At 74.7% G+C, this 19955-nt stretch carries 20 protein-coding genes, 2 tRNA genes and 1 pseudogene; 10 read left to right on the forward strand and 13 right to left on the reverse strand.

Annotation, left to right across the window (positions count from 1 at the left end; all coding sequences use genetic code 11):
• Nucleotides 1-12: 12 nt before the first annotated feature.
• The gene (locus tag ACFSJS_RS19290; protein ID WP_380902037.1) at nt 13-1023 is read left to right on the forward strand and encodes a D-2-hydroxyacid dehydrogenase; all 1011 of its coding nucleotides are present in this window, start codon (nt 13-15) and stop codon (nt 1021-1023) included.
• Nucleotides 1020-2242, forward strand: a pseudogene (locus ACFSJS_RS19295) (amidase family protein). The gene ACFSJS_RS19290 and the pseudogene ACFSJS_RS19295 overlap by 4 nt, the downstream one beginning before the upstream one ends.
• A gap of 34 nt (nt 2243-2276) precedes the next feature.
• Here the strand turns inward: ACFSJS_RS19295 and ACFSJS_RS19300 are convergent.
• A complete protein-coding gene (locus ACFSJS_RS19300) occupies nt 2277-2777 on the reverse strand; it encodes a DUF3830 family protein (RefSeq protein ID WP_380902039.1) in 501 nt (166 codons plus the stop codon).
• A 133-nt stretch (nt 2778-2910) separates the two neighbouring features.
• On the opposite strand from ACFSJS_RS19300, the gene ehuB reads away from it, so the two are divergent.
• The 5 genes from ehuB (at nt 2911) to ACFSJS_RS19325 (ending at nt 6277) form a co-directional block, all read left to right on the forward strand.
• Nucleotides 2911-3864, forward strand: coding sequence for an ectoine/hydroxyectoine ABC transporter substrate-binding protein EhuB (gene ehuB / locus ACFSJS_RS19305; RefSeq protein ID WP_380902041.1), 954 nt, complete (start codon nt 2911-2913; stop codon nt 3862-3864).
• A complete protein-coding gene (gene ehuC, locus ACFSJS_RS19310; protein ID WP_380902043.1) occupies nt 3861-4610 on the forward strand; it encodes an ectoine/hydroxyectoine ABC transporter permease subunit EhuC in 750 nt (249 codons plus the stop codon). Before ehuB ends, ehuC begins: the two co-directional genes overlap by 4 nt.
• Nucleotides 4607-5257, forward strand: a complete 651-nt coding sequence (ehuD, locus tag ACFSJS_RS19315; RefSeq protein WP_380902045.1) for an ectoine/hydroxyectoine ABC transporter permease subunit EhuD — start codon at nt 4607-4609, stop codon at nt 5255-5257. Before ehuC ends, ehuD begins: the two co-directional genes overlap by 4 nt.
• Nucleotides 5247-6062, forward strand: coding sequence for an ectoine/hydroxyectoine ABC transporter ATP-binding protein EhuA (gene ehuA / locus ACFSJS_RS19320; protein ID WP_380902047.1), 816 nt, complete (start codon nt 5247-5249; stop codon nt 6060-6062). Before ehuD ends, ehuA begins: the two co-directional genes overlap by 11 nt.
• A gap of 141 nt (nt 6063-6203) precedes the next feature.
• A tRNA-Lys gene (locus ACFSJS_RS19325) sits at nt 6204-6277 on the forward strand.
• A gap of 104 nt (nt 6278-6381) precedes the next feature.
• Here the strand turns inward: ACFSJS_RS19325 and ACFSJS_RS19330 are convergent.
• The 3 genes from ACFSJS_RS19330 to ACFSJS_RS19340 form a co-directional block, all read right to left on the reverse strand.
• The gene (locus ACFSJS_RS19330) at nt 6382-6873 is read right to left on the reverse strand and encodes a phospholipase (protein WP_380902049.1); all 492 of its coding nucleotides are present in this window, start codon (nt 6871-6873) and stop codon (nt 6382-6384) included.
• Between the two features lie 236 nt (nt 6874-7109).
• On the reverse strand, nt 7110-7703 hold the full coding sequence (locus ACFSJS_RS19335) for a lytic polysaccharide monooxygenase auxiliary activity family 9 protein (RefSeq protein ID WP_380902051.1): 594 nt from the start codon (nt 7701-7703) through the stop codon (nt 7110-7112).
• Nucleotides 7704-7800: 97 nt separating this feature from the next.
• A complete protein-coding gene (locus ACFSJS_RS19340) occupies nt 7801-8454 on the reverse strand; it encodes a nucleoside/nucleotide kinase family protein (protein ID WP_380902053.1) in 654 nt (217 codons plus the stop codon).
• A 142-nt stretch (nt 8455-8596) separates the two neighbouring features.
• On the opposite strand from ACFSJS_RS19340, the gene ACFSJS_RS19345 reads away from it, so the two are divergent.
• Nucleotides 8597-8670: transfer RNA gene (locus ACFSJS_RS19345), tRNA-Lys, on the forward strand.
• Nucleotides 8671-8747: 77 nt separating this feature from the next.
• Here ACFSJS_RS19345 and ACFSJS_RS19350 read toward each other — a convergent pair.
• The 5 genes from ACFSJS_RS19350 to ACFSJS_RS19370 all read right to left on the reverse strand — a co-directional run bounded on the left by ACFSJS_RS19350 (nt 8748) and on the right by ACFSJS_RS19370 (nt 12799).
• Nucleotides 8748-8897 (reverse strand): hypothetical protein, encoded by a 150-nt coding sequence (locus ACFSJS_RS19350; protein WP_380902055.1) that lies wholly within the window; start codon nt 8895-8897, stop codon nt 8748-8750.
• Nucleotides 8898-9116: 219 nt separating this feature from the next.
• On the reverse strand, nt 9117-9818 hold the full coding sequence (locus tag ACFSJS_RS19355) for a class F sortase (RefSeq protein WP_380902057.1): 702 nt from the start codon (nt 9816-9818) through the stop codon (nt 9117-9119).
• Nucleotides 9819-9847: 29 nt separating this feature from the next.
• The gene (locus tag ACFSJS_RS19360) at nt 9848-10612 is read right to left on the reverse strand and encodes a hypothetical protein (RefSeq protein ID WP_380902059.1); all 765 of its coding nucleotides are present in this window, start codon (nt 10610-10612) and stop codon (nt 9848-9850) included.
• Between the two features lie 112 nt (nt 10613-10724).
• Nucleotides 10725-11504, reverse strand: a complete 780-nt coding sequence (locus ACFSJS_RS19365) for an HAD-IIA family hydrolase (protein ID WP_380902061.1) — start codon at nt 11502-11504, stop codon at nt 10725-10727.
• A 95-nt stretch (nt 11505-11599) separates the two neighbouring features.
• Nucleotides 11600-12799 (reverse strand): ROK family transcriptional regulator, encoded by a 1200-nt coding sequence (locus ACFSJS_RS19370; RefSeq protein WP_380902063.1) that lies wholly within the window; start codon nt 12797-12799, stop codon nt 11600-11602.
• 56 nt (nt 12800-12855) lie between these two features.
• Here ACFSJS_RS19370 and ACFSJS_RS19375 point away from each other — a divergent pair, with 56 nt between their 5' ends.
• A complete protein-coding gene (locus ACFSJS_RS19375) occupies nt 12856-13959 on the forward strand; it encodes a Gfo/Idh/MocA family oxidoreductase (RefSeq protein WP_380902065.1) in 1104 nt (367 codons plus the stop codon).
• A 71-nt stretch (nt 13960-14030) separates the two neighbouring features.
• Here ACFSJS_RS19375 and ACFSJS_RS19380 read toward each other — a convergent pair whose 3' ends face one another.
• On the reverse strand, nt 14031-15392 hold the full coding sequence (locus ACFSJS_RS19380) for a DUF445 domain-containing protein (protein ID WP_380902067.1): 1362 nt from the start codon (nt 15390-15392) through the stop codon (nt 14031-14033).
• Nucleotides 15393-15676: 284 nt separating this feature from the next.
• Between ACFSJS_RS19380 and ACFSJS_RS19385 the strand changes: the two genes are divergently transcribed.
• The gene (locus ACFSJS_RS19385) at nt 15677-16987 is read left to right on the forward strand and encodes an SGNH/GDSL hydrolase family protein (protein WP_380902069.1); all 1311 of its coding nucleotides are present in this window, start codon (nt 15677-15679) and stop codon (nt 16985-16987) included.
• Nucleotides 16988-17003: 16 nt separating this feature from the next.
• Here ACFSJS_RS19385 and ACFSJS_RS19390 read toward each other — a convergent pair whose 3' ends face one another.
• The 3 genes from ACFSJS_RS19390 to ACFSJS_RS19400 form a co-directional block, all read right to left on the reverse strand.
• Nucleotides 17004-18065: an ABC transporter ATP-binding protein gene (locus ACFSJS_RS19390; protein WP_380902071.1), complete on the reverse strand. Its 1062-nt coding sequence runs from the start codon at nt 18063-18065 to the stop codon at nt 17004-17006.
• A 20-nt stretch (nt 18066-18085) separates the two neighbouring features.
• Nucleotides 18086-18850 (reverse strand): ABC transporter permease, encoded by a 765-nt coding sequence (locus tag ACFSJS_RS19395; protein ID WP_380902229.1) that lies wholly within the window; start codon nt 18848-18850, stop codon nt 18086-18088.
• 88 nt (nt 18851-18938) lie between these two features.
• The gene (locus tag ACFSJS_RS19400) at nt 18939-19748 is read right to left on the reverse strand and encodes an ABC transporter permease (protein WP_380902073.1); all 810 of its coding nucleotides are present in this window, start codon (nt 19746-19748) and stop codon (nt 18939-18941) included.
• Between the last annotated feature and the right edge of the window lie 207 nt (nt 19749-19955).

Here is a 19955-nt window from a genome sequence, read left to right on the forward strand (position 1 = left end):
GGTTTCCCGCCCATGCCGGAAAAGACCGATCCGCCGCTCCTCCTCGTCCTCGGCGGCGATCCGGACGGCCCCGGGGACGTCCCCGCGCCGGACCTGCGCCGGATCGCCGGGCGCGCCCTCGTCCGGTACGCCGACGAGACGTCGCTGGCCGGGCTGCTGCCGGCCGCGGACGCCCTGCTGGTCTGGAACTTCACCTCCGACGCCCCGGCCCGGGCCTGGTCCGGGCCGGGGCGTCGGCCGGGCTGGGTGCACACCGCCAGCGCCGGGGTGGACCGGCTGCTGTCCTGTCCGGAAATCGCCGCCTCGGACACCGTGGTCACCAATGCGCGGGGGATCTTCGACCAGCCCATCGCCGAATACACGGCCGGTCTCGTACTGGCTTTGGCCAAGGACTTTCACGGCAGTTGGGAATTGCAGCGCCAACACCGCTGGCGGCACCGGGAGACAATGCGCGTGTCCGGATCCCGTGCGATCGTCGTGGGTTCGGGACCCATCGGCCGGGCAATCGGCAGAACTCTTCTGGCACTGGGTGTCGGAGTCGAACTCGTGGGCCGCCGGGAACGCACCGGCGACCCGGAATTCGGGACGGTGCACGCCGCGGACTCGCTCCACGGCCTGCTGCCCGGTGCCGACTGGGTGGTGTGCGCCGCGCCCCTCACCCCGCAGACCACGGGGATGTTCGACGCCCGGGCGTTCTCCCGGATGCGGCCCGGTGCCCGCTTCGTCAACGTCGGCCGCGGTGCGCACGTGGTGCAGGAGGACCTGGTGCGCGCCCTGCTCTCCCGGCACCTGGGGGGCGCGGCGCTGGACGTCTTCGCCGACGAGCCGCTGCCCGCCGACAGCCCGCTGTGGGACGTCCCCGGGCTGCTGGTCTCCCCGCACATGAGCGGCGACACCACCGGCTGGCGCGCCGACCTCGCCCGGCAGTTCTGCGACAACTTCGACCGCTGGGCGGCCGGTGAGCCGCTCCTCAACGTCGTCGACAAACGGCTCGGTTACGTCTCGGACAGAAGTACGCCATGACCGACCTCACCACCGCGACCGCGGCCCGGCTCGTCGAGGGGTACGCCCGGGGGAGTTCAGCCCCGTGGAGGCGGTCCGCGCCGTACTGGAGCGGACCGAGGAGATCCGGCCGCGGGTGAACGCCTTCGTGCGGATCGACGCCGAGGAGGCGCTGCGGCAGGCCGCCGAGTCGGCCGGGCGGTGGCGGCGGGGGGAGCCGGCCGGCCTGCTGGACGGGGTGCCGGTGTCGGTGAAGGACATCCTGCTGCTGCGCGGCGGCCCGACACTGCGCGGTTCCCTCACCGTTCCCGCGGACGGCCCCTGGGACGAGGACGCCCCGGCGGTGGCGCGGCTGCGCGAGCACGGCGCGGTGTTCACCGGCAGGACCACCACCCCGGAGTTCGGCTGGAAGGGCGTCACCGACAGCCCGCGGCACGGCGCGACGGGCAACCCGTACGACCCCTCGCTCACCGCCGGCGGCTCCAGCGGCGGCAGCGCGGCGGCGGTGACCCTGGGGGCCGGGCCGCTGAGCCTGGGCACCGACGGCGGCGGCTCGGTGCGCATCCCCGCCTCCTTCTGCGGGATCTTCGCACTGAAGCCGACGTACGGGCGGGTGCCGCTCTACCCGGCCGGCGCCTACGGGACGCTCGCGCACGTCGGCCCGATGACGCGCGACGCGCGGGACGCGGCGCTGCTGACGGACGTGGTCACCGGCCCCGGCGCCCGCGACTGGTCGCAGCTCGGCCCGGTGCCGGGCAGCTTCCGCGACGGACTGGACGGCGGGGTCGCGGGGCTGCGGGTGGCCTACTCCCCCGACCTCGGCGGCCGGGCGGCGGTCGACGCCGAGGCCGCGGCGGCGGTGGACGTGCGGATGGCGATGGGCCGGATCGCGGGCGCCTTCCACACCCGCTACGACCTGCTGGTCACCCCGACGCTGCCGATCACCGCCTTCGCGCTGGGCGCCGAGGTGCCGCCGGGCTCGCCGCACGGGCGCTGGACGGGGTGGACGCCGTTCACCCATCCCTTCGACATGACCCAGCAGCCCGCCGCGTCGGTGCCCTGCGGGACGGACGGCCGCGGGCTGCCGGTGGGGGTCCAGCTGGTCGGCGCCCGGCACGCCGACGCGCTGGTGCTGCGCGCGGCGCACGTGCTGTACGAGGCGGGGGCCGCCGGCGTCCCCGCGCCCCCGCCGCTCGTGGACGGCGCCTTCTCGGGCGGTGCGGGCGCCCGCCTCCGCTGATCCTCCCGGCACACCGCCGCCGGGCCGCCGGGGGTCAGGCCCTGCGGAAGGCGAGGGTCTCGCCCAGGGCCTCGGCCCGCCACAGGTCCTGGCAGGCATCGGCCATCCGGTCCAGTCCCTCCACGACGGCGCCCCGGACGATCCCGGGCACCCATCCGGCGTCACCGTTGGTCAGCAGGTTGTTGCGCTCGTAGAACAGCGCCAGGTCCGCCACCGTCTTCCGCCCCCGGTGCCCGGCGTCGTCCTCGTAGCCGTAGGAGGCGGTGCCGAGCCGGGTGCCGGTGAAGGCGAAGTGGCACAGGTCGCCCGGGATGGGCGTGACCGTGGGGTTCTCCAGCGGCGGTTCCGCGGCGGCGAACGCCGGCAGGAGCGTGTGGATCTCGTTGCGCGCGTACTTGGCGTGGTAGACGTCCCCGGCCGGCGGAAGGGCGTTCCACACCGCGTCGCAGGTGACGGGCGCGCGGTCGTCGAGGAGCTTCGCGGTGCAGCTCACGCCCCTCTTGTCGAGCGAAACGCTGATGAAACGGTCTGCCATTTCGGCTCCTGTCCGTCGATTTGCCCGTCAATACCGACGCAGCGGTCACGCTCTGCGGTCAACTCCGCAACAGCAACATCAAGGGCTGGAAACGATGGGCATACCTTCTGAAAATCGGGGTAGTGGCGCGCCCATGGCTCCACCGCAATGGAACGAGACAGGAAAATCGGACAGCAACGAAAGCCTCAGTAACCGGAACAGACCCTTCGGGGGAATAAGCCGCCGCTCACTGCTGGCGGGCCTGGGCGCGCTCGGCGCCGCGGGCGCGATGGGCGCCGCGGCCGGGTGCAGCCGGGTCCCGGCCGTCGGCGCAGGCCACGAGAGCCTGCTGGAGCGGCTGAGGGGGCAGGGCACCGCGCGTGTGGGCATCGCGGGCGAGGTGCCCTACGGCTACATCAACAAGCAGGGCGAGCTGACCGGCGAGGCTCCGGAGATCGCGAAGGTCATCTTCAAGCGGCTGGGGGTGGAGAACGTCGTCCCGGTGCCGACCGAGTTCGGATCGCTGATTCCGGGACTGCGCTCGCAGCAGTTCGATGTGGTCTCCGCGGGCATGTACATCACACCGGAGCGGTGCGAGCAGGTCATCTTCTCCGATCCCGAGTACATCATGCTCGACGCCTTCATCGTCCGTAAGGGCAATCCGAAGGGCCTGTACAACTACCGGGACATCGTGGAAAAGGGCGCCAGGATGGCGAGCGGCACCGCGTACGCCGAGATCGACTACGCGGTGGCCAACGGCGTCCCGCGCGACGACATCCTCGTCCTCCCCGACCAGGTCGCCGGTCTGGCGGCCGTCGAGCAGGGCCGCGTGGACGTGTTCGCCGGCACCTCCCTGACCGTCCGCCAGGTGGTCCGGGGCAGCAACCGGGCCGAGGCCACCGAGCCCTTCCAGCCCGTCGTGGACGGCGAGCCGGCGATCGGCGCGGGCGGCTTCGCCTTCCGGCCCACCTCCACGGACCTGCGGGACGCCTTCAACCGGGAACTGCGCGAGCTCAAGAAGAGCGGTGAGCTGCTGGAGATCGTCAAGCCCTTCGGTTTCACCGAGGACGAGATGACCGACCTGACCGCGAAGGAGCTGTGCTCATGACCTGGGCCCTGTGGGAGTCCTACATGCTGCCCGGCATCTGGATCACCGTCCAGGTGACGGTCTACAGCGCGGCCCTGGCCGCCGCCGTCGCCTTCGCCGTCGGCATCATGCGGACCTCGGAGCTGTGGATCGTGCGCTTCCTGTCGGGCGCCTACTTCGAGGTCTTCCGCGGCGCGTCGGCGCTGGTCTTCATGTTCTGGCTGTTCTTCGCGCTGCCGATCGCCTTCGGCTGGCAGCTCGTCCCGCTGTGGGCGGGCGTACTGGCTCTGGGCCTGACCTACGGCGCGTACGGCTCGGAGGTCGTGCGCGGCGCGCTGGCCGCGGTCTCCCCCGCCCAGCGCGAGGCGGGGATCGCCCTGAGCTTCACCCGCCGGCAGCGGCTGCGGCGCATCGAGCTGCCGCAGGCCTGGCCGGAGATGATCCCGCCCTTCAACAACCTCTCCATCGAGCTGCTGAAGGGCACCGCCCTGGTCTCGGTGATCAGCGTCGCCGACATGACCTTCGCGGCCAACCTCATCCGCTTCACCACCAACGAGAGCGCGCCCGTCTACACCCTCCTGCTGGCGATGTACTTCGTGCTCGCCTTCGTGATCACCCGCGGCATGCGGCTGCTGGAGCGGAAGGCCAAGGCCGGGATCGGACAGGCGCCACCGCCGCGCGGCGGCCTGCTGGGCGGGCTGCGCGCGCGGACGGCGGCCGCCGACCCCGTCACCGGGACGGCCGCCGTCGCGGGAGGTGACAAGTGAACTGGGACTGGGGCGTCGTCTCCGACTTCATGCCGCGCTTCTGGGACGGGGTGGTCCTCACCCTCCAGGCGCTGGTGCTGGGAGCCCTGCTGGCCTTCACCCTCGGACTGGTGTGGGCCATCGCCCAGCGCTCCTCCGCGGCGTGGATCAGGGTGCCGGTGACCTCGGTCACCGAGTTCATCCGCAACACCCCGCTGCTGGTGCAGCTGTTCTTCCTCTTCTACGTGGTCCCCGAGTGGGGACCGGCGATGACCCCGCTGATGACGGGGGTGATCGGCCTCGGCCTGCACTACTCGACGTACACCGCCGAGGTCTACCGGGCCGGCATCGACGGCGTGCCCCGCGGCCAGTGGGAGGCGGCCACCGCCCTCAGCCTGCCGCCGGTGCGCACCTGGACGGCCGTGATCCTGCCGCAGGCGATCCGCCGCGTGGTGCCCGCGCTGGGCAACTACGTGATCGCCATGCTGAAGGACTCGCCGCTGATCGCGATCATCGGCGCCCTGGAGATGCTGGGCGAGGCCCGCGCCTACGGCTCCGAGACCTTCCGCTTCCTGGAGCCGGTCACCGTCGTCGGCATCGCCTTCATCGTCATCGCCTACCCGGCTTCCCTCCTCATCCGAGTCCTGGAGCGTCGTCTTGCCCGCTGACACCACACCCGAGAAGACCATCGGAGGCACCGCCGCGGACGGCCGCGAGCTGATCCGCTTCGACAAGGTCACCAAGCGCTTCGGCGACAACGTCGTCCTGGACCAGCTGGAGTTCAGCGTCTCCGCGGGCAAGCACGTCACCCTCATCGGCCCCTCCGGTTCGGGCAAGACCACGATCCTGCGGCTGCTGATGACGCTGCTGAAGCCCGACGAGGGCACCATCACGGTCGACGGCGACCACCTCACCCACGAGATGAAGGGGGGCAGGCTCGTCCCCGCGGGGGAGAGGCACATCCGCGAGGTCCGCAAGAAGATCGGCATGGTCTTCCAGCAGTTCAACCTCTTCCCCAACATGAAGGTGCTGCGGAACGTCACCGAGGCCCCGGTCCACGTCCTGGGCCTGGGGAAGGACGAGGCCGAGCAGCGGGCGCGCGACCTGCTGGAGCTGGTGGGGCTGACCGAGCACATCGACAAGTACCCCACCCAGCTCTCCGGCGGCCAGCAGCAGCGCGTGGCCATCGCACGGGCCCTGGCCATGCGGCCCAAGGTGCTGCTGCTGGACGAGGTCACCTCGGCGCTCGACCCCGAGCTGGTGGCCGGCGTGCTGGACGTCCTGCGCGACATCGCCCACAGCACCGACATCACCATGCTGGTGGTGACCCACGAGATGAACTTCGCCCGGGACATCTCCGACGAGGTGCTGATGTTCAACGAGGGCAAGGTCATCGAGTCCGGCCCGCCGGAGAAGATCTTCAACGACCCGGACCACGAGCGCACCCGGGAGTTCCTGAGCGCGATCCTGTGACCCCGCGACCGCCTGCGCCCGCCGCGTCCGCCGCCCGCGGGGACGGCGCGGCGGGCGCGTGGTCGGGGGCACCCCGGGAAGCGGGTAGTATGGTTCCGGACAGCGCGCTCCACGGGTTCCCCGCGGGCCGCTGCCGGCCAGGCGCCGCTAGCTCAGTTGGTTAGAGCAGCTGACTCTTAATCAGCGGGTCCGGGGTTCGAGTCCCTGGCGGCGCACCGGTTGCCGAAGGCCCCCCGCCCGCGCGGGGGGCCTTCGCCGTGCCCGCGCCGGGCCGGAGCCCGCGAGGCTCCGGCCCGGCGCGCGTCGGTCCCGGTGCGCGTCAGTTCCGGGTGTCGCGGCCGGCGTCCACCGCCGGGGTGTTCCCGAACTTGTCGACGGCCTGGTAGTAGACCCAGGCCGTGCCGTCGCAGGAGGACTTGGTGGCGCCGCTGTAGCGGGCGCACACCCGCTTGAGGTCGGCGTAGAAGGCGTCGTCCAGGCGGGCCTTGTTGGCGGCGAAGGAGCCCATCGCCTTGTAGTTGCGGTAGCCGAAGTCGTGGCGGGCGCAGGCGGTCTGGAAGGGGAAGCCGAAGGGGTTGTCGGGCGAGGTGCTGCAGTAGTCGGTGGACCAGTCGAAGCCGTAGGCGCTCCAGGCCGACTGGTTGTTTCTCGCCGAGAGCCAGGCGTTGTAGCTGGTCGCGCTGGTCTGGGTCCAGCTGCTGAGCACCTGGGGCTTGTCGGCGGGGGCCGCCGCGGCGGGGCCTCCGGCCGCCAGGACGGCGGGCAGGGCGAGGGAACCGGCAATCATGGACACGACAAATCGACGGCGCACGGGAACCTCCGTTGGGGACATCCCGCCGGGGCGGCGGGATCGCGGTCCGGGTGATCCTTCCGGCGGGGATATCGCCCGCGCCCCGATCACCCATGCACCGCCCCGGCCACATGGCCGGTTCTCCGCCCTCGTTGGCCGAATGTTCTCCATGCACATGACAGAGAGGTGGCGTCCGCCCGTACGGAGCGCGACGGGGGGCGGCCCCGGCGGGGCCGCCCCCCTTGGCCCGGTCCGGCTCAGAACCGCACGTCGGAGCAGGCGTAGAAGGCGTTGGCCGTGTCGTGGACGTTCCAGACACCCAGGATCAGGTGCCTGCCCGACTTGCCGGTCGGGACGCTGCCCTGGTGGCTCTCGGTGGAGGCGGGCTGGCGGCCGCCCATGTGCACCGTCATGAAGGGGTAGGGCTCCAGGTCGGCCCGGGTCAGCGGCTTGGTCGGGTCCCAGCCGTTCTTGGTGATGTAGTAGCGGAAGTCGGTGGTGCTGTGCCGCGCCGTCATCTTCCACGTGAAGGTCAGGCCCTGCCCGGGGGAGAGCTTCGTGGTGGGCCAGTTGCCCCCGCGCGGGTCGTCCAGCTGGGCGAAGCGCGAGTTGCCGCCCGCGCAGATCTGGCCGTCGGCCGGGCCGGCGGCCGGGAAGCCCTTGGGCCCCTCGACGCTCTGCGGCTCCCACTGGATCCCGCCGCAGTTCGAGACGGTCCCGTTGGCGCAGTACGCCTGGCGGCTCATGGGCGACTGGGTGTAGCCGTGGCTCTGGGCGCTGCCGCCGGCGGCGAGCACGGTCGTCGCGGCCACTCCGAAGCCGAGCAGCGCGGTGGTGATCTTCTTGCGCATCCTTCACTCCTGGACATGGGGGGTTCCTGAGGCTCCGTGAGGAGGCGGCACAGGAGGGGACTGCGGTCTAGACCAAGGCCGACCGTAACCCTTCCTTCTAGTCATGTCCAGACCAATGGAACACTCTCTTCACCCACGCCGAGTCCCGTGCGGCCTCGACGACGCCGGCGTTGGGCATGTCGTTGCCCTCGACCCACGCCCGGGCCTCCTCCTCGGTGCGGCCCCCCGTGAGTTGCCGCTCCAGCAGCCGCCGGCGGCGCTCCGCGGCGTCGGCGTCCACGTACCACACCTCGTCGATCCACTCCCGCGCCTCGCGCCAGCCGGGCAGGTCGCAGGCGAGGTAGTTCCCCTCGGTCACCACCAGCCGGACCCCGGGAGCGACGACGTGCCGGGCCGCGACGGGTTCGTCCAGGGCGCGGTCGAAGTCCGGCACGTAGACGTCGTGGGCGGGGCGGGACGCCAGGCGCCGCAGCAGTGCGGCGTACCCGTGGACGTCGAAGGTGGGCGGGGAGCCCTTGCGGGAGGACAGCCCCAGCCGCTCCAGCTGGGCGCCCGAGAGGTGGAAGCCGTCCAGCGGCACGTACGCGGCGGCGTCGGGGCCGTGGCGCCGCCGCAGCCCGTCCACCAGCGCCCGGGCCAGGGTCGACTTGCCCGCTCCGGGCGGCCCCGCCAGACCGAGGACGGCCCGCGTCCCCTCCCCGCCGTCCTCCACCGGCCGCCACGCCAGGTCCATCAGCTCTCCAGTGCGCATGGCGGGAACCTAGCGCCCGGCCGCCCCGGCCGCCCCGGCCGCCCCCGGTGGCCGTGGACGGAGCACGGCCCGGCGTCGGGTATGCTTGTTCCAGCAGGTCGGCAAGGACACGGCGCCTCGGCGCCGGCCGCAGCCCCTGCGGGCGCCGCTAGCTCAGTTGGTTAGAGCAGCTGACTCTTAATCAGCGGGTCCGGGGTTCGAGTCCCTGGCGGCGTACCTCCCCTCGGGGCCCACCGCGAACGCGGTGGGCCCCGAGGCGTTCCCCGCGAGGACCGCGCGGGGCCGCGCACCGGTCAGTCGATGCCGCGGCAGATGTGGTACTCGCCCTCGTCGTCGTCACCGTCCCCCGCCAGACGCAGCAGCGGGGGCACCACGAGCGGTGCCCTCTCCGACGATCGGGCGGCGGGCCGGTCCTCGGCCTCCGGTTCAGCTGTGTCATGCATGGCGGAACGACAGCCTCCGTGTCCTGGGTTCTCGGCGCCGGGTACCGCGCCCCCGCCCCTTCAATCCCCGCGGGCCGGTACCGGTCACCGGCGCCGGCCCGGATTCACCCGCGCGGGCACCTCCGGAAGACGGTGCGCCGGTCCCGCCGGCCCGCGCCCGCGACCCCCGCCGCCCTCGGGCCGGTGCCGGGGACGGCGCAGCGGCCGCGGATCCGCCGCTCACGCGGGCCGGACGCCGGTGAGGTAGGCCGAGACCACCAGGTTGGCGGTGTAGGAGCCGTCCTCGCGGTCGAACTCCCCGGTGCAGGTGATCAGGCGCAGCTCGGCGCGTCCGGAGCGGCGGGGGCCGTAGACCTCGTCCGGGTCGAAGCCGTCCCGCTCGGCGGTGGACACCTCCTCCACGGTGAACTCCGCGACCGTGCCGTCCGCCCGCGCCACCCGGACCCGGTCGCCGGGGCGCACGGAGGGCAGGCGGTGGAAGACCGCCGCCCCGGTGCCGGTGTCCAGGTGGCCGACCAGCACCGCCACGCCCTCGGCGCCGGGCGCGGGGCCGCCCTCGTACCAGCCCACCAGGCCGGGGTCGGCCATCGGCGGCGGCTCGACCGCGCCGTGGCCGTCCAGCCCGCGCGGCACGATCCGGGCGTCCACGCCCGCGGCACCGACCTCCACCCGCCGGGGCTCGGAACCGGGCAGCGGCTCGCGGCCCAGCGGGAGCGCCCGGCCGTCCACCGTCCCGCCGCCGACCTCCCCGGCGGCGGAGGCGGGGGCGGCGGGACGCTCCGGGGGCGGGGCGGCGGCGAACCCGGTCAGCTCCCGCCCCCACAGCCACACCCCCAGCAGCAGCACCGCCCAGACGGCCAGGGCCGCCAGGCGCCCGGTGCGGCTCGCGCGCGGCTCCCGCGACAGGACGTCGCCGTACACGTCGTCCGGCTCCGTGGCGGAGGGCCCGCTCAGTCGCCGCCGCCCGCGCCGGGGGCGCCGGCGGCCCTGCGGCGCCGGCGCACGGTCCGGCCGACGGCGACCAGGGCGGCGGTGCCCGCCAGGCCGAGGCCCACGACGGTGTGGAGGGCGCCCGGGCCGGCGTCCGCGGCGCCGCCCTCCCGTCCGGCGTCCGCGGGCGCGTCCCCGGCGGTGCCGCCGCCTCCGGCGGGCACGGGGGCGACGGGGCTGGAGGCGGGGCCGGAGGACGGGAGCGGGCCGCCGGCGGAGGGCTCCCCGTGCGGTGCGGGCGAGGGCGACGTCGAACCCGCCGCCCCGCGGTGGACGGTCACCCGGCCGGTGATCCGGGCGTCCGCGCACTCCACCGTGATCTCGTGCTCCTTCTCCCCGGCGTCCGAGCGGACGACCGCCTCGCCGCGCAGACCGCCGCCGGGCGCCGGGGAGAGCAGGGCCTCGGCGACGAACGCCTCCGACCGGGCGGTCACCACCGTGCCCTCGCAGGACTCCGCCCGCAGCTCGACCTCGGCGCCGGGCCGGACCCGCGCGGGCGTCACCACCAGCCCGCCCTCTCCGCCGTCCTCGCGGCCGCCGGGCTCCTCGCCGGGAGCCTCCCCGCGGGGCTCCGCCGTCCGGGTGTCCGCCGGACCGGCGGACCCGGCCGCGGGGCCGGGGTTCCACAGGGCCGCCGCGGGAGCGGCGGGCAGGACCGCGGCCAGGACGGTGAGCGCCGCCGCCAGGACGCGCGGAGCGGGTCGTGCGGTGCGGGAGATGCCCATGTCGAACCTCCGGGTCGGTACTCCCGAAGATCCGCCGCCCGGTCCCGGACCGCATCCCGGCAGCGCCGGACACTGCTCCGTTCGGGCGCCCGCCGCCCGGGACCGGGCGGCCTCAGATCCGCTCGACCAGGTCCGCGATCGAGTCGACGACCGTCGAGGGCCGGAACGGGAAGCGGTCGACGTCGGCCGGGCGCGTCAGCCCGGTCAGGACCAGGAAGGTCTCCATGCCCGCCTCCAGCCCGGCCAGCACGTCGGTGTCCATCCGGTCGCCGATCATCGCACTGCTCTCGGAGTGGGCCCCTATGACGTTGAGCCCGGCGCGCATCATCAGCGGGTTGGGCTTGCCGACGAAGTACGGCTCGCGGCCGGTGGCCTTGGTGATCAGCGCCGCGACCGAACCGGTGGCCGGCAGCGCGCCCTCGGCGGACGGGCCGGTCTCGTCGGGGTTGGTCGCGATGAACCGCGCCCCGTTGTTGATCAGCCGGATCGCCTTGGTGAGCGCCTCGAAGCTGTAGGTGCGGGTCTCGCCGAGGACCACGTAGTCCGGCTCGGTGTCGGTGAGGATGTAGCCGATGTCGTGGAGGGCGGTGGTCAGCCCGGCCTCGCCGATGACGTAGGCGGTGCCGTTCGGGCGCTGCTCCTCCAGGAACCTGGCGGTGGCCAGGGCGGAGGTCCAGATGTTCTCGACCGGCACCTCCAGGCCCATCCGCCGCAGCCGGGCGTGCAGGTCGCGGGGCGTGTAGATCGAGTTGTTGGTCAGCACCAGGAACGGCCTGCCCGACTCCCTCAGCCGTTTGATGAAGGAGTCGGCCCCGGGGATCGGCACGCCCTCGTGGACGAGGACCCCGTCCATGTCGGTGAGCCACGACTCGATCGGCTTGCGCTCCGCCATTCGTCACTCCTGTCGGTCGTACGCACTGCACACCTGTGCGGATGCGGCTTGGGTGCGGCGGCGGCACCGCGCCGTGCTGCGCCGACGGCCCCAGCCTAGCCACTGGCGGCCCCGCCGGGCCCCCTCCAGGATCGGCTTCCCGGTCCGAGCCTGCCGAAGACCGGTGCCAGGACCAGGTGCGCGGCGCCGTCCGCGACCAGCCGGCCGCCGTCGGGCGCCACCGCGACCGGTACGGCGCGGCCGTCGGTGCGCGCGGCCCGCTCGGCCAGGACGGCGGCGACGCCCGCGCGGTACGGCCCGGGGTCGGCCAGCACGGTGCGCCCGCCGAGCACCACGCGGTCGACGTCCAGCAGCCCGGCCAGGCCCGCGGCGCCGGCCCCGAGGGCGCGGGCGGCCCCGGCGGCGTCGCCCCGGGCGACGGCCGCCAGGCACAGCGCCTCCAGGCAGCCGCGGCCGCCGCAGACGCACTCCGGGCCGCCGTCGAGCTGCAGGACCTGGTGGCCGAACTCCCCGGCGCCGGTGCGGGCCCCCCGGTACAGCCTCCCGCCCAGGACGAGTCCGGCCCCCAGGCCGGTGCCCAGGTGGAGGTAGGCGAACGAGCCGTCGCCGGCGCCGCCGGCACCGTCCGCGCCCCCGCCGCGCAGGGCGATGCCGAGCGCGGCCGCGTTGGTGTCCTTGTCCAGCGCGACCGGCAGTCCGAGCCGCCCGGCGAGCTCGTCCCGCAGCGGCCGGCCGTCCCACCCGGGGAACCCGGTGACCCTGCCCAGCACCCCCGTGCGGTGGTCCAGGGGGCCGGGGCAGGCCACCCCCACGCCCAGCACCCCGGCGCCGGGCGCGTCCGGCAGGGGCAGGGCCCGCACCGCCTCCGCCGCGGCCGCCAGGGCCCGCTCGGGGGGCGCGCCCAGGTCGAAGGGGGCGCGGTGGACGGCGACCGGGCTGCCCAGCAGGTCCAGCAGGACCGCGGTGAGCTCGTCGCGGTCCAGGTGGAGCCCCACCGCGTGGCGGGCGTCGCGCACCAGCCGCCACACCGTGCGCGGCTTGCCGCCGGTGGAGGGGCGCCGCCCGGCCTCGGCCACCAGGCCCGCGTCCCGCAGCCGGGCGGTGATCTTGCTGACGGCCTGCGGCGTCAGACCCGTGCCCTCGGCCAGTTCCGGTCTGCTCGCGCCCGCCTCGCCCGCGGCGCGCAGCAGGTCGAGGACGAGCGCGGCGTTGTGGCCGCGCGGGACGGGCGGGTTCGCGGCGCCGGGAAGCCCGCTGCGGGCTCCGGGCGGGCCGCCGGGGAGGACGGGGGTCACCGTGCCATTGTGGCGCCCGCTTGCACTTTAGCAACGCCGTTGCCAAAGTGGGCGCCATGGACGTCGACCCCACCGCCGCCCCCTCCGCGGCCCCCTCCACCGCCCGCCCGCTGCGCGTCGGACTGATCGGCTACGGCCTGGCCGGCGCCGTCTTCCACGCCCCGCTGATCGCCGCCACCGACGGGCTGGTCCTGGACACCGTCGTCACCTCCAGCCCCGAGCGGCAGCGGCAGGCCCGCGCCGAGCACGGCGAGGGGCTGCACGTCGCCGCGGACGCCGACGCGCTGTTCGCCCGCGCCGGAGAGCTGGACCTGGTCGTCGTCGCCTCCCCCAACCGCACCCACGTCGAGCTGGCCGGCCGCGCCCTGGAGGCGGGCCTGCCGGTCGTCGTCGACAAGCCGCTGGCGGCCACCGCCGCCGAGGCCGAGGCGCTGGCCGGTCTCGCCGAGCGCCGCGGCCTGCTGCTGTCGGTGTTCCAGAACCGCCGCTGGGACAGCGACTTCCTCACCCTGCGCGGCCTGCTGGCGGAGGGAGCGCTGGGCGAGGTGTGGCGCTTCGAGTCCCGCTTCGAGCGGTGGCGGCCCTCCCTCAAGGGCGGCTGGCGCGAGTCCGGCGACCCGGCGGAGCTGGGCGGGCTCCTGTACGACCTGGGCAGCCACCTCGTCGACCAGGCGCTCGTCCTCTTCGGCCCGGTCCTCTCCGTCCACGCCGAGTCCGAGGCCCGCCGCCCCGGGGCCGAGGCCGACGACGACACCTTCATCGCCCTCCACCACGCCTCCGGGGTCCGCTCCCACCTGTGGATGAGCTCCACCGCCGCGCAGCTCGGCCCCCGCCTGCGCGTGCTGGGGAGCCGGGCCGCCTACGTCACCCACGGCCTGGACCCGCAGGAGGACGCGCTGCGCGCGGGCCGGCGCCCCGTGCCGGGCGAACCCTGGGGTGAGGAGCCGGAGTCGGCCTGGGGGGTGCTGGGGGCCGGCGAGGACGTGCGACCCGTGCCGTCCCGGCCCGGCGACTACCCGGCCTACTACGCCGCCGTCGCCGACGCCCTGCGCACCGGCGGCGAGCCCCCGGTCGGCGCGCGGGAGGCGGCCGAGGCGCTCCGGGTGCTGGAGGCGGCGCGCACGTCGGCGGCCGAGGGCCGCACCGTCCGCCTGGGGTAGCCCGGAGTCCGGCGCGCCCGGGCGGGGCGCCGGCTCCGGTGCCCCGCCCGGGCCCCTCCGGGGCCGCCGGCTCAGCCGCCCAGCACCTGGGCCGCGGTGTGGATCGCCAGCCCCGCCAGGGCGCCCACCACCGTGCCGTTGATGCGGATGAACTGCAGGTCCCGGCCGATGTGGGCCTCGATCTTGCGGGAGGTGTGCTCGGCGTCCCAGCTCTCGATGGTCTCGGTGATCAGGGACGTGATCTCGTGCCGGTAGGTGGTGACCACGTGCGCCGCCGCCCCCTCGATCCAGCCGTCCACCTTGCCCTGGAGCCCGCCGTCCGCCGACAGCCGCGCGCCCAGCGAGAGCACCGAGGAGCGCACCCGCAGCCGCAGTTCGCTGCGCTCGTCCTCCGCGGCGGCCACCACCATGGCCCGCACCGCCGACCACGCCGAGGCGATCAGGTCCTGCACCTCGTCGCGGGCCAGGATCTCGGACTTCAGCCGCTCCACGCGGGCCCGGGTCTCGTCGTCGGACTGCAGGTCGGCGGCGAAGTCCCGCAGGAAGCGGTCCAGCGCCTCGCGCGCGGGGTGGTCGGGCATGTCCCGCATCTCGCCGACGAAGCGCAGCAGCTCCTTGTAGACGCGCTCGCCGACCTTGCGGTCCACGAAGCGCGGCGTCCAGCCGGGCGCGCCGCCGGCCACCGCCTCCATCACCGAGTCGCTGTGCCACACCAGCCAGTCGTGGGCCCGCACGCACACCAGGTCCACCACCCGGCGGTGGCCGCCGTCGGAGACGATGCGCTCCAGCATCCGGCCCAGGCCGGGGGCCACCTCCCGGGCGTGGGCGCGGCGGGTGATCGCCTCGCCCACCACCGCCTGCACGTCACCGTCCCGCAGGACCGTCAGTGCGCCGCGCAGCGCGGTGGACAGCTCCGCCGTCACCCGGTCGGCGCTCTCGGGCCGGGCCAGCCAGGCGCCCAGCCGGCTGCCGATGCCCACCGACCGCAGCCGGCGCCGCACCACCTCCTCGGACAGGAAGTTGTCGCCGACGAAGTCGCCCAGGCTGCGGCCGAGTTGGTCCTTCTTGGTGGGGATGATCGCGGTGTGCGGGATCGGCAGCCCCATGGGCCGCTTGAACAGGGCGGTCACCGCGAACCAGTCGGCCAGCGCGCCCACCATGCCCGCCTCGGCGGCCGCCGCGACGTAGCCGGCCCAGGCGCCCGCCCCCGTGTTCTCCGCCCAGGTCGCCAGCGCGAACACCAGTGCCGCCAGCAGCAGCGCGCCCGTCGCGATGGTCTTCATACGGCGCACTCCGCGCCGCTTCTCCTCGTCGGCGGCCGTGAAGGCCGTCGGGTCGAAGGGCGGCCTCGTCCCGGCCGTCCGCTCCCCGGCGGGTCCGCCCGCGGACGTGCCGTCCACCGGGGTGCCCTCGTGTGATGTCGTCCGTTCCATCCGCTCCACCCGTTCGCGCCTTCCCCGTCTGCATTGTCGCAAGGGGGACCGGCGGTACGGGGACGACGCCGCCCGGGTCCGGGGCGACGGGCGGCCTCGGGGCCTTCCCTCACGACGCGTCACCTGCCGCACGACCCGTCATCGATCATGTAACAGGTGGGGGATCCCGGCAGGGGCACCCCGCCGCCCATGGGATCATGGCGGAACCGCCGATCACTTCCACGCCTGTGGGCCGCCGTGCCCGAGGGGGGACTTGTCACCGTGTACGAGCGAGGCTGCCGGTCGTGACCAGGAACATGGGATACGCCCTGCTGGCGGGGCTCGCGGCCATAGCCGTCCTGGTCTCCGCCGCCATCTTCGTCGGAGCCGGGGTCAGGGGCGCCGCACCGGACGCCTCCGCACCGCGCGGCGGCGACTCGGCCGCCCCCGCCTCCTCCGGCACCTGGGTGGGCACCTGGTCCGCCTCCCCCGTCTCCGCCGAGCCGGGCGCCCCCGAGGGCCACCCGGACTCCTCCCTGCGGAACGTGGTGCACACCTCGGTCGGGGGGACCGCCGCCCGCGTCCGGTTCTCCAACCTCTTCGGCACCCGTCCGCTGACCGTCACCGGCGCCACCCTCGCCCTGGCCGCCGAGCCCAGCAGCCCGGCCGCCGCCCCCGGCAGCATGCGCCGGCTGACGTTCGGCGACCGCGCCGAGGTGGTGATCCCGGCCGGCTCCGCCGTCACCAGCGACGCCGTACGGCTGAACGTGCCGGCCGCCGCCGACCTGCTGGTCACCCTCTACACGCCCACCGGCTCCGGTCCCGTCACCCACCACTCCCACGCCCGCCAGACCAGCTACCTGGCGCGCGGTGACCACGCGGCCGACACCGACGGCGCCGCCTACACCGAACAGACCACCTACTGGCGGTACGTGACGGCCGTGGACGTGTGGACGGACGAGGCCGAGGGCACCGTCGTGGCGTTCGGCGACTCCATCACCGACGGCATCACCTCCAGCCTGGGCGCCAACCGCCGCTGGACGGACTACCTCGCCGACCGGCTGCGCACCGAGCGCGGCGCCCCCCGCTACAGCGTCGTCAACCAGGGCATCAGCGGGAACCGCATCCTCCTGGACTCCTCCCCCGACTCGCCCGGCAACGGGCCCAGCGGGCTGTCCCGGCTGGAGCGGGACGCGCTCTCCCGCACCGGGGTGCAGGTGGTGGTCGTCCAGCTCGGCATCAACGACATCCTCAAATCGCCCCAGCAGACCGACCCGGAGCGGATCGTGGCCGGTCTGCAGCAGCTCACCCGGATGGCCCACGAGCGCGGCGTGCGGGTGGTCGGGGCGACGCTGATGCCGTTCGGCGGCCACCGCAAGCACACCCCCCAACTGGAGGCGGTGCGACAGCAGGTCAACGAGAGGATCCGGCGCGGCGGCGTCTTCGACGCGGTCGTCGACTTCGACGCGGCCCTGCGCGACCCCGCCGCCCCGCAGCGGCTGCGCCCCGTCTACGACTCGGGCGACCACCTCCACCCCAGCGACAGCGGTTTCCGCGCGATGGCCGAGGCGCTGGACCTGGACCTGCTCGTCGGCCCCTCCCCGGCCGTCCTGTGACCCCGGGCCCCGGTGCCTAGGACACCACGGGCGGGGCCTGCGCCCCGTCCGGGCCGGCGTCCCCGCGCGCCCCGGCGGCGCCGCGGGCGTACATCCGGGCGATGACGTCCTCGATGTCCGGCTCGCGCACCGACAGGTCCACCAGCGGGTACTCCGCCGCGATCCGCGCCACCAGCGGCGCCGCGCTCGCGGCCGCCGGGAAGGCCAGCCACTGGCGCGGCCCCTCCACGCGCACCGTGCGCGCCCCCTCCACCCGCACCGGCGGGACCTCCCGCGCCAGGTCCACCACCAGCGTGCGCTCGCCGCCACCCGCCCGGTGCAGGCCCTCCAGCGCCCCGTCGTACACCAGCCGGCCGTGGTCGATGACCATCACCCGGTCGCACAGCTGCTCGATGTCGGTCAGGTCGTGGGTGGTCAGCAGGACGGTGACCCCGCTCTCGGTGTTGACCCGGCGCAGGAAGGACCGCACCCGCGCCTTGCTGATCACGTCCAGCCCGATGGTCGGCTCGTCCAGGTAGAGCACCTCCGGATCGTGCAGCAGGGCGGCGGCGATGTCCCCGCGCATCCGCTGCCCCAGCGAGAGCTGACGCACCGGCACGTCCAGCAGGCCGTCCAGCTCCAGCAGGTCCACGCACCGCTCCAGGTTGGCGCGCCACCGCGCCTCGGGCACCCGGTACAGCCGTCGGGCCAGGGCGTAGGAGTCCCGCAGCGGCAGGTCCCACCAGAGCGTGGTGCGCTGCCCGAACACCACCCCGATGCGCCGCGCCAGCCGCATCCGCTCCCGGGACGGGTCCACGCCCGCGACCCGGATCCGGCCGCCGCTGGGGGTCAGGACACCCGTCAGCATCTTGATCGTGGTGGACTTCCCCGCACCGTTGGGCCCGATGTAGCCGACCATCTGGCCCCGCGGCACCCGGAAGGAGATCCCGTCCACGGCCCGCACCTCGCGGACCTCCCGGCGGCGGCGCCCGGCGCGGCGCCGCCGCACCCGGAAGACCTTCTCCACGCCCTCCAGTTCGATGAAGCCGTCGTCCCCGGCCCCCTCCCCGCGCGCGGCCGCGTCCTCCCGCGTCCCCATGGCCGTCCCCACCTCTCCTGTCAGCTCCCCGTGCTGCGGTAGCCCCGCAGCGCCGCCCGCCACGCCAGTCCGGCCGGCACGCAGCACGCCAGCGCCACCGCGGGCGAGGCGAAGTCCACCCAGCCGGGCAGCCCCAGCGGATCGTCCCGGCCCAGCACCCGCAGCACCGGCAGCCAGCCGGCGAACGCCAGCGGCACCACGAACGTCACCCCGCGCACCAGTTCCACCGCGAAGATCGTCGGCGGGTACTGGAGCAGCGTGTTGCCGCCGTAGGTGAAGGCGTTCTGCACCTCGGCGGCGTCCTGCGCCCAGAACTGGAAGGCCGCTCCCGCCACCATCAGCGCGCCGAAGATCACCGCTCCGCCGACCACCGTCACGGCCAGCAGCGCCGCCCTGCCCGGCGTCCAGTCCACCTCCACCTGCGTCAGGGCCCACCCCAGCACCGCGGCGCCCTGGGTGACCCGCCCCAGCCGCCGCAGGGCGAAGCGGTCGGCGGCCACCTGCGCCAGCACCGGGGCGGGGCGGACCAGCAGCGTGTCCACCGTCCCGTCCCGCACGCGGCCGCCGAGCCGCTGCATGGAGCCCGTCAGCAGGTCGGCGATCCCGAACGCGGTGCCGGCCGTCCCGTACAGCAGCGCCACCTCCGGCAGCGTGAACCCGCCCAGCGCGTCCACGTGCGAGAACATGATCATCACCGCGACGAAGTCCAGTCCGGTGGTGACGAGGTTCCCGACCGCCGTCATCGCGAACGACGCCCGGTAGGCCATCGTCGAGCGCACCCACATCCCGGCGATCAGCACGTACGCCCGCAGCCCCTGCCACAGCAGCGCCAGGCGGCCCCCGGACGGCCCCGGACGGGCCCCGGCCCGCGCCTCAGCCACCCTGCACCACCACCTTGCGGGCCGCCGCCGCCTGCACCGCCCGGCCCAGCGCCAGCAGCGCCGCCGCCCAGCCCGCCTGGAACGCCAGCGCCACCGCGAGCCCCGCGCCCCGGTGCTCGCCCAGCAGCACGTCGGCGGGCACCTGGAGCATCGCCGCCCACGGCAGGAGGCGCACCAGCTCGCCGAGCCCGCCGGGGAAGACCGTCAGGGGCAGCAGCTGCCCCGACAGGAACACCCCCAGCAGCATGCTCAGCGTGTTCACCCCCGAGCCGTCCAGCAGCCAGAACGCGGTGAGCGCCACCAGGTAGCGCACCGCGAACGACACCACCAGGCCCAGCAGCACCGACACCGCGAAGGCGGACCACACCAGCGGATCGGCCGGCAGCACCAGCGGGAAGGCCAGCGCTCCCGCGGCCATCGGCGCCACACCGCGCCCCAGCAGCTGGAACGCCGCCCGTCCCAGGTCGGCCGCCAGCCACCACGCCTGGAGGTCGGCGGGGCGGTACAGGTCCACCACCACGTCACCCGAGCGGATGCGCTCCTGGAGCTCCTCCTGGAACCCGCCGCCCAGCATCGCCATGGCCGCCAGCAGCGCCTGCCCGGTCCACACGAACGTCAGCGCCTGCGCCTGGTCGTAGCCGCCCAGGTGCGGGCGCTCGTCCCACAGGGCGACGAACGTGAAGGAGAGGACGAAGCCGAAGACGGTGTTGGTGAAGACCCCCGCCGCGGTGGCGGCCCGGTAGGTGACGTGCCGGCGGAAGCCGCCGCGCGCGACGGCCAGGTGGAGGCGGAGCACGTGCATGGCAGGTCCCCGTCCCCCCTCGTCGTGGTTCCGCCCCGGCGCGGGCTGCGCGGCCCGCGGGCCCGGGGCCCGCGCGGGCAGCCGGGTGACGGCGGAGCGTGCGAGCGTAGTCGGCCCCCGCCGGGCGCCGCCACCGATTAACGGGACCCCCACCGGTCTCGAAAGTCCGTTCGGACGGTTTCGCGCGCCGCACACCACCACAGGTGT

The sequence above is a fragment of the Streptomyces desertarenae genome, assembly GCF_042681365.1.
Lineage (GTDB): Bacteria > Actinomycetota > Actinomycetes > Streptomycetales > Streptomycetaceae > Streptomyces > Streptomyces desertarenae.